Source organism: Mucilaginibacter sp. P4_A11 (assembly GCF_056402535.1).
Map to the genome: position 1 here is coordinate 816,324 of NZ_JBFUHE010000001.1, position 11,378 is coordinate 827,701.

The following is an 11,378-nucleotide window of genomic DNA, read 5'->3' on the forward strand; positions in this document are numbered from 1 at the left end:
GTATAAATACCGCAAATCGTGGAATAATAATAATGGCAGGAGGGTTCTTTTTGATAATATCCGATTATCAGTGGTGAAATAACAGGAAGGCATCAATAAGTAAGCATGATTTGAAGATGCAGACCTAATGATATCGGTTCCGAAAGTCATTATCATTGTAGAAAGTGCAGGTTAAGAAAGGCTATGTTAAAGCAATATTGACGATGCTTTTTCGAATTCAGCTTTTAGCTATTCGTGAGTATTTAGCAGTACTTTACCAGAGCGATAAAGTGTTTCCTCTTGCTGAAGCTGAACTTTTTGCTCCGTGCTTAATGGCTGTGCGATAAGCTTGTTCACGTCCGGCTGGCCAGCATCAACCCAGGCCGAATACCAAAAGCTGCCCACAGAGAGGACCGACGATCTCATTTGCCTTGCAACCATCCCTTTCAGCATTTTGTGATAAGCCTGGCTGTACGCGGCAGAGTAATCATTTACCTGTTTTTTGCCATGCTGCACCAGTTCATATTTTTTATCCTGTGGATAGCTTTTGTTCAGGATGCGTTCAAAGCGTAAAACAGTATCCACGCTTTTATAAGAAGCCCTGCAGATACGGAATGCCTCGTTGAGCGGGTTTTCGACATAGCGAGCTTTGCCAACATAGTAATTATAATGATCGGCAAATAATTCGGGCAGGCGACTTTCCCAAAGGGCGTGGATCCCGGTTTGCCCCGTAAGCTGACCGTTGTAGTTTTGGGTTAGGTGCAAAGGTACGTGGGCATCTGCAATATAATGCCCTAAATAGGCAGATGCATTGAGAATAGCTGTTGTATCATGCGCTTTGAAGGCCCTCACCAGCCTGTAATACTGGTACTGAATGGCCCATGGAACGGTGCCATATTTAATGATGGTATCTTTCGAATATCTGGCAACTGCATCCTTCCATTTTTTAGGCATACCCTCAAAAGGCTTTTTGCCATAACGGTCGGCATCAAAGAAATGGCGGGGCGCTTCTGTCGAGTCAACGTAACGGCGTTTGTCGGGGCTCACCGCATGCTCGGTTATATAATCGATATTGGCCTTGTAGAAACCGGCCATGGCCTTAGGGAGCGTGAAAACAGCCAGCCGGTTAATGCGGTAATGCGCAAAGAATCCCCAAGATGAGCATAACATAATTAAACAGATGCCTGTTATGCTTAAAATTATATGGCGGTTCATGGGGTAAAGATGCTATTTATAGCGGAGTTTTAAATTACAAATTATACTTCGCCCTCAGCTGGCTGCTTACATTATTGGCTTCATCAATAATGCTCTCCGGGAAACCAACACCTTTCAAAACGGCGATGCCATTCCGGTTTTTGAGTAACCCTTCCTTAATTTTATAATCAAACACGAGCCGGTCATCGCCAATCACTTCCTCAAAAAAGAAAACTTTATAATCACTTCCCAGTAGTTCGGCAAGTTCCAGGTCATGGGTTGATACAAATACAAAGCTTTCATTTTGGATAAAGTAGCTTAAAACCGCTTTAGCGGCTGCTATGCGCTCAATGGTGTTTGTTCCCCTGAAAATTTCATCAATGATCACCAGGCTGTTCACCGGCTTGCTGGCAATGGTTTGCGCTACTATATTTTTAACCGCTAATGCTTCGGCCTGGAAATAACTTTTGTTATCGCCAAGGTCGTCGGTCATATCAATACTGGTAAATATTTTAAGCGGTGGTGCCTGGTATACCGTAGCGAAACTGGTGTTAATGGTTTGCGCTAACAACGCATTGATAGCAATAGCCCTGATGAAAGTAGTTTTGCCCGACATATTAGATCCGGTTACCAAAACGCCCTGTTTATTATCAATAGAAATGGAGTTTGATACACAGTTTTCAATAAGGGGGTGGTAAAGATCTTTAATGACTATATTGATATTGCCTGTTGTTAACTGCGGCCTGCAATAATGGATTGCGCCATCACGTACCGACCGGATGGAAATGGCGACATCAACTTCGGCCACAGCCTTATAAACAACCTTAATATCATTGAGATATTTGTTCACTTTGCCTATGGATTTGATAAATACCATCGGTTCAATAAGCAGGAACATTTTTAACCATTCGGTAACCAGGTAGTAAATATCAGTAGGGTCAATAGCTGCTTTATTTTGCAGGCTGATATAATTTAACGACTTTTTTAACTTGCTTAAATTAGCCATGCTGTTTTGCGTGGTTTCATCATTACTAAGCAGATGATGGTTTTTAAGCCAGTTTGAAACCTTGTGCAAAACCAGTAATTGTGGTAGAGAATGTGTATAGTTTAGCATCTGGGTTTTATTACTGTAATGGATAACCACATTGGCTATCATTAAAATCAGCAATAACATAAGCATAAACTGGTTAGGAACTATAAAAAGACTGATAGCTACCCCGATGATCAAAAACGGCGCTATACTGATATAAAAGTTGCCGATTGCAGGGAAAATAGAATAGTGAGGCTTCTTAAAAAGTTCCGGTAAGTAATAGGCGTCATTGTTACCTAACTCCGATAGTTTGAGTTCAGCCGCTTCTCTAAGCTCCTTATTATTCGTAATGCTGCTGATTCGTTGCTCAAGCGTTTCAAAATAGCTATCTGAAATTTGCGGAGAGTGTAGTTGCTTGTATAAATATTGCTGGCCGGGTTTGGAGTTTGTACGATCGATATATTCAAATACACTATCAATATCCAGGTCGGTGGCGGTATCGGCTGAGATCTCGCTTGAACCACCATCGGCCGTAAGATAGGTGCTGATCGATTTGAGATTTCTGCCCGTAATTATGGGGTTACCCCAGCGTTCCTTTATCTCAGCAAGTTTCTTTTTTTGTTGGTTTTTGCTTTTTAGATGACTTATTAAAATAAATATAAAAGGCAGCGTTATGACAATGAATATCCAATATAGCATGTTTAAAAGTAGTATTAATAAGCAGTTATTTTTACTTATTAGATATTACTTTTCTGCAATTGTTTCATCGATGCAAAATAACTAAAGATTTTACTGATAGGCTTTTACAGTTTACCGGAATAAACCTTGGTATCGTAGTTAATAATGATAGCCCCATCCTGCTGGAATTTATCAAAAAGCGCCTGCAAATCATTGATCATCGGTTCGTATCCTTCCTCATCCCGTGCGGGCATGTATGACGATGAAAGCAGCCTGCCTTTTAATCCTTCAAAATCAAATACCTGTTTATTGGCAAATGTTTCCAGGTGCACTGGCTCTGGATTATAGAAAGCTGCAATATGTTCAGTGTCAATATTGCGGTGATCAACTTTTACATAATCGTTGCCATGTTTTATGATGAGTTCGTCATATTCCTGTTCAAAGGCTGATGTTGTTTTTCTTTCATTCCAGATCAGGGCAACAATGCCATAGGGTTTCAGGATCCTTTTAAATTCGGTACGGGTTTTTACAGCATCAAACCAGTGGAAAGCCTGCCCGGCAATGATGGCACCGACACTATTGCTGTCGATACCGGTATTTTCGGCAGTACCGTTTTTGGGGATAAAACCGTTATATGAATCAAGCAGCTCGATAGCTTTTTCCCGCATCTCCTCATTGGGTTCAACGGCAATTACCCTGTATCCTTTTTTCAGGAACAATTCGGTAGAGATCCCGGTACCTGCACCAATATCAGCAATGAGCTTATCCTGGGTTAAGCCATAGGTGTCATGTAGAAACTTAACAATTTCTACGGGGTAGCCGGGACGATATTTTACATAATCTTCAACCCGGTTGCTGAACCTGGTGGTGCTGTTGGTTACCATAATGCAATAGTTTTATAAATTAATAACGCTGCAAAAATCAATGTGTTGTATGAACACTTTGTGAATGCCGGGTTAACACCTTGTTAAATGGACAGATTTGTAAATAGCAATGTTGATGTCAATGCTGCACATTATCAATTCAATTACATGAAAATATAAATCAAAAAACCACTTGCATATTAAAATTAATCACCCTATATTTGCAGTCCTTAAAATAAGTAGAAAAGAATAACAAGCTATACGAGATGGCAAATCATAAATCATCATTAAAAAGAATCAGGTCAAACGCTGCGAAGCGTCTGCGCAACAGGTACCAGGCTAAAACAACCAGGAACGCTATTAAGAAATTAAGAAACACTACTACCAAAGCTGATGCTTCTGCATTGTTGGGTAAAGTGATCTCAATGCTTGATCGTTTAGCTAAAAAGAACGTTATTCACAAAAACAAAGCTTCGAACAATAAATCAAAGCTTACTAAATTTGTTAACGGCTTAAGCTAATCTTAGCTTAAAAAATATACCAAAGGGGATAGTGTAAAAGCGCTATCCCTTTTTTTGTTTGGCGCTTTTTCATACTTTAATGCCGTGGAAAACTACGAAAGCAAGATCAGTATTAAATCATGGGCCGAGGAAGATCGCCCGCGTGAAAAACTAAGCGGGCAGGGGCGCCGTGCCCTTACCGACGCCGAATTGATAGCGATACTGATAGGTTCGGGCAGCCGTACCGAAACCGCGGTAGAGCTGAGTAAACGCATCCTGCACCATTATGATAACGACTTGAACAAGCTTGGTAAAGCTTCCATAACTGAGCTGTCCAAATTTAAAGGAATAGGGGAGGCCAAGGCAATATCTATTATTGCCGCGTTGGAGATCGGTCGCCGCCGCAACGAATCTGAATCGGGTGCTATAGAAGTAATCACTTCAAGCAGGGATGGCTACAATATTATGCGCCGCCATTTGATGGATCTGAACCACGAAGAGTTTTGGATCATATTATTGGGGCGTTCCAATAAAGTATTAGGGAAGGAGCTGATCAGCAAGGGCGGTTTATCGGCCACTGTATGTGACCCTAAAATTATCTTTTATTCGGCGCTGCAATACCAGGCCAGCGGGCTTATCCTTGTCCACAACCATCCATCGGGGAACCTAAAGCCAAGCAACGAAGATATCCAGCTCACCAAAAAAATAAGCGCTGCCGGCAGGATGCTCGACATCGGTGTGTTCGACCATTTGATCATTACAGATGGCGGCTATTTTAGTTTAGCCGATGAAGGGTTGATGTAGATATGCCAATGTGTAGATTTCAGCTATGCAGTTACAGCTAATTATCCAACAACCGACGATGGTAGTTTATCTGCCCCAAATGGTAACCTAAGTGCATGGCCAGATGAACAAAAAAGTATTCGGTAGATGCATCTTTTAAGAATATCTCGGCTGGATACTTTTCTTTCAACTGATCTTCCGATATCCTATCAAAGGTCTTTTCGACCGTCATGATCGTTTTTTCTATTTTATCCACCAGTTCCGCGCGTGGTACATCTTTCAGCGCAAATTCATCTGCACGGTTCCTCACGTAGCCGGTTTTGCCAAGTTCTGCACCAATGTAGGCGTTCAGGTTACCAACCAAGTGTAAACAAAGGTTGCCTGCAGAGTTTGATATACTCTTTTCCACATACCAGAGCATTGCCTCATTTTGGTAAGCTTCTATCTCTTGCTTTAGCTTTTCAAGGTCGCGGATGATTAGTGTTTTCAGCGTATCTTTTATCATAATTTGGGGTGACTGGCTGCAGTATTTACTAAGAAAATCTTTTGGGTTAATGACGCAAAGTAAGTTATTTTATACGTGACCACTAAAATTTTCAATTTAATGTTTAGCTATTTTTCTGTATAGAGTCCATTGGTTGAATCGTTTAAGCCGCGTTCAATAATCATCCGAAATCTGCACATCTACCAAGCCTCACATCCGAAATCTTTATATCTTTGCCGATTATCATTTCGGAATAATGAAAATATCTTATAACTGGCTTAAAGAATTTATTGATACTGATAAAACGCCCCAGGAAATTTCTATCATTCTTACCGGTACCGGTTTGGAGGTTGAAAGCCTGGAAAAGGTACAGGCTGTTCCCGGCGGACTGGAAGGCCTGGTAATTGGCTACGTAAAGGAGTCTATTGATCACGCCAATTCTGATCACCTGCATGTAACTAAAGTTGATGTGGGCACTGGAGAAGACCTGCAGATTGTTTGTGGTGCTGCCAACGTAGCTGCCGGGCAAAAAGTGGTGGTTGCTGTAGTTGGCGCTACAGTTTACCCAACCAGCGGTGAGCCTTTTGCTATCAAAAAATCAAAGATTAGGGGAGAGGAGTCTCACGGAATGATCTGTGCCGAAGATGAGATAGGTTTAGGGACCAGTCACGCCGGCATTATGGTATTACCGGAGGATGCTCTTGTAGGTACTCCTGCTAAAGAATACTTTAAGCTGAACGACGATTACATGTACGAGATAGGCTTAACCCCTAACCGTGCCGATGCGGCTTCGCATTTAGGTACTGCAAGGGATATTGCCGCTTTCCTTAAAATAGGTATTAACAAGCCTGATGTAAGCGCTTTTAAAGTTGATAACACCAGTCATACTATACCGGTTATTGTTGAGAACGAACAGGCTTCGCCGCGTTACTCGGGTTTAACTATCAGCGGGGTTGAGGTTAAGGACTCGCCAAAATGGTTGAAAGAGCGCCTTGCTGTTATCGGCATCCGTTCTATCAATAATATTGTGGATGTTACCAACTATGTGCTGCATGAGCTTGGCCAGCCTTTACATGCTTTTGATGCCGATGAAATAACAGGCGGTAAAGTGTTGGTGAAAAACTATGCTGAAGGCACGGTATTTAAAACCCTTGATGATGTTGACAGGAAACTGTCTGCCGATGATCTGATGATAGGTAATGCCGAAGAGCCCATGTGTATAGCTGGTGTATTTGGTGGTGCAAAGTCAGGCGTTAAGGAATCGACCAAAAATATTTTCCTGGAGAGTGCTTACTTCAATCCTGTATCTGTCCGTAAAACTTCAAAAAGGCATGGCTTAAAAACCGATGCTTCGTTCAGGTTTGAACGTGGTACCGATCCGGACATGACCGTTTTTGCCTTGAAGCGTGCTGCTTTGTTAATTCAGCAGGTTGCAGGTGGTGAGGTATCATCAGAAATATCTGACCATTATCCAGCCCCGGTTGCGCCGTTTGCTGTAGAGATCACGTACAATACTATTGATAAATTGATTGGTAAAGCGATTGGTCATGACCAGATCAGGGCAATTATTACGGCGCTTGATATTAAGATAGTGAATGAAACTGCGGATTCATTGTCGTTACAGGTGCCGCCATACCGTGTGGATGTTACCCGCGATGTGGATGTAGTTGAAGAGATCCTGAGAATTTACGGTTATAACAACATCGAGATCCCTACACAGATAAGGGCTTCGCTTAATAACTCTATCCGTCCGGAAAAAGATACTGTGCAAAATCAGCTGTCGGATCTGTTGAGCGCGAATGGTTTTAACGAGATCCTGGCCAACTCACTTACAAAATCTGCATATTCAGACAACCTGGATACTGCCGTGAAGATCCTGAACCCTTTAAGTAGCGATCTGGATGTAATGCGTCAAACGCTGCTATACTCTGGTTTGGAAGCCATAGCTTATAATCAGAACCGCCGTAGTGCCGATCTGAAATTTTATGAATTTGGCAAGGTTTACAAACTGGAAAATGATAAATATATCGAAACTCAGCGTTTTAGTATTTTTATTACTGGTGCTAACACAGGTGAGCAATGGAACCAGAAAGCAAAGCCGGTATCGTTTTACAATATCAAGGCTGTGGTTGATGGTGTTTTGCAGCGCCTGAACATCAGCAACTTTATAGTTGAGGATGCAACCTGTAAAAAAATGTCGTTTGGCATTCAATACATGCTTAATGGCAAGCAATTGGTGAAATTTGGTTCGGTAGCAGGTGTTTCACTAAAAAAGGCAGATGTTGATAAAGAGGTATTTTATGCCGACTTTAATTTCGACCTGGTATTGGCTGCTATCCGTAAAAATAAGATCGTTTACCAGGAAGTTTCAAAATTCCCGGCTGTAAGGCGTGATCTTTCTATGCTGATAGATCAAAGTGTATCATTTGGGCAGTTGAAACAGATTGCTCAGCGCACTGAGCGTAAATTGCTGAAGGAAGTTGATGTGTTTGATGTTTACCAGGGCGATAAATTGCCTGCAGGCAAAAAATCATATGCCTTGAGCTTTATCATCCAGGACATTGAAAAAACGTTAACGGATAAGGCAATTGATTCTATTATGCAGAAATTAATTTATAATTTAGGAAAAGAAGCCGGAGCGGAAATAAGAAAATAATAGTGAATGGTTGATTGGGTGAGTGGTTGACAAGGTTGTTTTCTGATAAACCATTCACTCAATCAACCTAATCAACCATTAACCAAAAACATGGCCTCATTAGCAGAGCAGTTAAATAAAATTGTAGATAAAACCGAGCGCCTGATTGAACTGTGCGCTGCTTTGCAGGAGGAAAATGACCTTTTAAAACTGGAGAGCGAGGCCCTTACAGTAGCCCTTAATGCCAGTAAGGGCAAGACAAAAGAACTGGAAGAAAAATTGAAAGTTGTTAAAGTCGCCAAGTCTTTTTCTGAAACAAATGAAAAAAGTGTTGACATTAAGCAAAAAATTAACGACTTTGTGCAGGAAATAGATAAGTGTATTGTATTATTGAAAAAATAGTACAAAAAGTGAAAAGCTCAAATGGGAGAAATCTCAATAAAAATAAATATTGCTGACCGCGTTTACCCCTTAAAGGTGAACATGGAGGAAGAAGAAATAATACGCAGGGCGGCTAAGCTGATCAACGACCGGATAAAAGAATATCAGGAAAATTATGCGGTTAGGGATAAGCAGGATTTGCTTTCGATGTGTGTGTTGCATTATGCCACCTCATCGTTAAAGGCAGAAAAGAAAGTTACCGTAGAAGATACTGAGGTAACCGAAAAGGTTTATCATTTAGATCATTTGTTGACAGAGTTTTTTTCGAAGTAATAATCGTTCTTTATATAATATACATACAGAGCACATTAAGATTTAACCGCAGTTAAATTTTAGGTTTCACTATTAAAAACTTAACGCTTCAATATTAAGCGGATCAAGAGGCATGCGTTAGTTGCGATTAACGTTAACCAACCCATGGTCCCCAATATCCGAAATGAAGTTTTAAATACATGATACTTAAATTTAGTTGCGGTTTTTTATTTACATATACATAACACCACCAAACCTAAAATGGACATATTATTATACGTTATCATCGGCCTGCTCGTAGGCGCCATAATCGGCGTTATGATAGGCCGCTTCCTGCTCCGAAAATTGTTTAAAGACCAGGAAGCCTCGGCTCAGAATAAAGTGAAAAAGATTTTAAAGGATGCTGAAAACAATGCCGAGATTCTGAAGAAAAACAAACTGCTTGAAGCTAAAGAGAAGTTTTTGCAAATGAAAGCCGAGCATGAGCAGGAAGTGAACAATAAAAACAATGGTATCAACCAGCGCGAAAATAGTGTTAAACAAAAAGAGCAATCTTTAAACCAGCGCCTTGAAAACCTTAACCGCAAAGAGAGCGAGTTGGATAATACCCGCAAAAACCTTGAAAAACAAACTGAGATAGTTGTTAAAAAGCAAGAAGATGTTGAAGTATTGAAAAATCAGCATGTACAACAATTGGAAACTATTGCCGGTTTATCTGCCGATGATGCAAAAAACCAATTGGTTGATACCCTACGTGAAGAAGCCCGTACAAAGGCAATGATCCAGATCAAGGATATTGTTGACGAGGCGAAGCTTACAGCTACTAAAGAGGCTAAGAAAATAGTTATCCAAACCATTCAGCGTACTGCTACCGAAAGTGCTATTGAAAACACCGTATCGATCTTTAATATCGAAAACGATGAGATCAAAGGCCGTATCATCGGTCGTGAAGGTCGTAACATCCGTGCTTTGGAAGCTGCTACCGGTATCGAGATCATTGTTGATGATACCCCTGAAGCTATTATTCTTTCGGGCTTTGACCCGGTAAGGCGCGAAATAGCCCGTTTGGCTATGCACCGTTTGGTTACCGACGGTCGTATCCACCCGGCGCGTATTGAAGAAGTTGTTGCTAAAACTAAAAAGCAGATAGAAGAAGAGATTGTTGAAATAGGCGAGCGCACGGTAATTGACCTTGGGATTCATGGGTTACACCCTGAACTGATCCGTATGGTTGGCCGTATGCGTTACCGTTCATCATACGGGCAAAACCTGTTGCAGCACTCGCGCGAGGTTGCAAACTTCTGCGCTACTATGGCTGCCGAACTTGGTTTAAATGTTAAAATGGCTAAACGTGCAGGTTTACTGCATGATATTGGTAAAGTACCTGATGATAACCCGGAACTGCCACACGCTATTTTGGGTATGCAGCTGGCCGAAAAATATAAAGAACACCCTGAAGTTTGCAACGCTATAGGTGCCCACCACGATGAAATTGAAATGACTTCAATGTTGTCGCCGATAATCCAGGCTTGTGACGCGATATCAGGTGCCCGTCCGGGTGCCCGTCGTGAGGTTGTTGAAAGCTACATCAAACGTTTGAAAGAACTGGAGGAGCTTGCACTGTCATATCCTGGTGTTGAAAAAACCTTTGCTATCCAGGCCGGCCGCGAGTTACGTGTAGTTGTTGAAAGCGAAAAGATCAGCGATGCACAATCAGAAGTATTGGCTGCTGATATCTCCAACAGGATCCAGACAGAAATGACCTACCCGGGGCAAATTAAAGTAACCGTTATCAGGGAAACCCGTTCGGTGGCGTTTGCCAAGTAATCATTATAAAATTAAACAAAACCCTTTCGGCTCAAAAACTGAAAGGGTTTTTTATTTTTACAGCGTGACTGCAAAAACATCAAATAGTAAACAGAAAGCATCCGTTAAAACTGCTGCGAGTAGAGACGAACGCCAGGCTGATCGATATTTTAGTGAATATGAAGAAGCCCACCAGAATAGGGTTAATCAAATTATACATTATATCTGTATTCCAGCTTTAGCATTCAGTGTATTTGGACTGATCTGGTCAGTCCCGTTTCCGCATTTAGCTTTTCTTGGCGTTTATAATGGATATTTTAACTGGGCCTCATTTGTAATAGCCATTGCTATCTATTTTTATTTAAAGCTCTCGCCAATTATATCTTACTTTATCTTATTTATTTTATTAGGCTTTAGCTATGGTATAATGGAGCTCGTGGCCTGGCAACAAGCCGGAGGGCCTGCTATGTGGTCATTATGCATTTCTATATTCATTCCTTCGTTATCTGCCTTATTGATAGGTAATAACCGCGAGCCGCTATATGCAAAAAATGGACTCAATATCAGATCATTAGCTATTGCTCCTGCGTATTTGTTAAACCAATTGCTTAATAAGCTGAGAATCAAAAGTTGATCTTAGGTGTTTGCGTATTAAATATTTGTTAATGTGCTCATTAACATGGCCTTCACATACCGTATAGCAGGGTATTTTTTTAGCTGTAAAGAACATAGT

The 11,378-nt window shown here is 41.1% G+C and carries 11 protein-coding genes; 7 read left to right on the top strand and 4 right to left on the bottom strand.

Going from position 1 to position 11,378, the window contains the following annotated elements:
- Positions 1–228 precede the first annotated feature (228 nt).
- The 3 genes from AC1DUD_RS03655 to AC1DUD_RS03665 form a co-directional block, all read right to left on the bottom strand.
- Positions 229–1,194, bottom strand: a complete 966-nt coding sequence (locus tag AC1DUD_RS03655; RefSeq protein WP_477371719.1) for a zinc dependent phospholipase C family protein — start codon at positions 1,192–1,194, stop codon at positions 229–231.
- 34 nt (positions 1,195–1,228) lie between these two features.
- Positions 1,229–2,353 (bottom strand): MutS-related protein, encoded by a 1,125-nt coding sequence (locus AC1DUD_RS03660; RefSeq protein WP_477371806.1) that lies wholly within the window; start codon positions 2,351–2,353, stop codon positions 1,229–1,231.
- Positions 2,354–3,006: 653 nt separating this feature from the next.
- Positions 3,007–3,765, bottom strand: coding sequence for a class I SAM-dependent methyltransferase (locus AC1DUD_RS03665; RefSeq protein WP_477371721.1), 759 nt, complete (start codon positions 3,763–3,765; stop codon positions 3,007–3,009).
- Positions 3,766–4,010: 245 nt separating this feature from the next.
- On the opposite strand from AC1DUD_RS03665, the gene rpsT reads away from it, so the two are divergent.
- Positions 4,011–4,265: a 30S ribosomal protein S20 gene (gene rpsT / locus AC1DUD_RS03670; protein ID WP_076374856.1), complete on the top strand. Its 255-nt coding sequence runs from the start codon at positions 4,011–4,013 to the stop codon at positions 4,263–4,265.
- Positions 4,266–4,349: 84 nt separating this feature from the next.
- The gene (radC, locus tag AC1DUD_RS03675; RefSeq protein WP_121232097.1) at positions 4,350–5,048 is read left to right on the top strand and encodes a RadC family protein; all 699 of its coding nucleotides are present in this window, start codon (positions 4,350–4,352) and stop codon (positions 5,046–5,048) included.
- A gap of 37 nt (positions 5,049–5,085) precedes the next feature.
- Here radC and AC1DUD_RS03680 read toward each other — a convergent pair whose 3' ends face one another.
- On the bottom strand, positions 5,086–5,532 hold the full coding sequence (locus AC1DUD_RS03680) for a DUF1572 family protein (RefSeq protein WP_477371725.1): 447 nt from the start codon (positions 5,530–5,532) through the stop codon (positions 5,086–5,088).
- A 235-nt stretch (positions 5,533–5,767) separates the two neighbouring features.
- Here AC1DUD_RS03680 and pheT point away from each other — a divergent pair, with 235 nt between their 5' ends.
- The 5 genes from pheT to AC1DUD_RS03705 all read left to right on the top strand — a co-directional run bounded on the left by pheT (position 5,768) and on the right by AC1DUD_RS03705 (position 11,279).
- Positions 5,768–8,167, top strand: coding sequence for a phenylalanine--tRNA ligase subunit beta (gene pheT, locus AC1DUD_RS03685; protein ID WP_477371727.1), 2,400 nt, complete (start codon positions 5,768–5,770; stop codon positions 8,165–8,167).
- Between the two features lie 90 nt (positions 8,168–8,257).
- Positions 8,258–8,548 carry a hypothetical protein gene (locus tag AC1DUD_RS03690; RefSeq protein ID WP_091213498.1) on the top strand — a complete coding sequence of 97 codons (291 nt, stop codon included), beginning with the start codon at positions 8,258–8,260 and terminating at the stop codon, positions 8,546–8,548.
- Between the two features lie 21 nt (positions 8,549–8,569).
- Positions 8,570–8,860: a cell division protein ZapA gene (locus tag AC1DUD_RS03695; protein ID WP_090529762.1), complete on the top strand. Its 291-nt coding sequence runs from the start codon at positions 8,570–8,572 to the stop codon at positions 8,858–8,860.
- Positions 8,861–9,100: 240 nt separating this feature from the next.
- Positions 9,101–10,666, top strand: a complete 1,566-nt coding sequence (rny, locus tag AC1DUD_RS03700) for a ribonuclease Y (RefSeq protein ID WP_477371730.1) — start codon at positions 9,101–9,103, stop codon at positions 10,664–10,666.
- 64 nt (positions 10,667–10,730) lie between these two features.
- A complete protein-coding gene (locus AC1DUD_RS03705; RefSeq protein WP_477371732.1) occupies positions 10,731–11,279 on the top strand; it encodes an Mpo1 family 2-hydroxy fatty acid dioxygenase in 549 nt (182 codons plus the stop codon).
- Positions 11,280–11,378 lie beyond the last annotated feature (99 nt).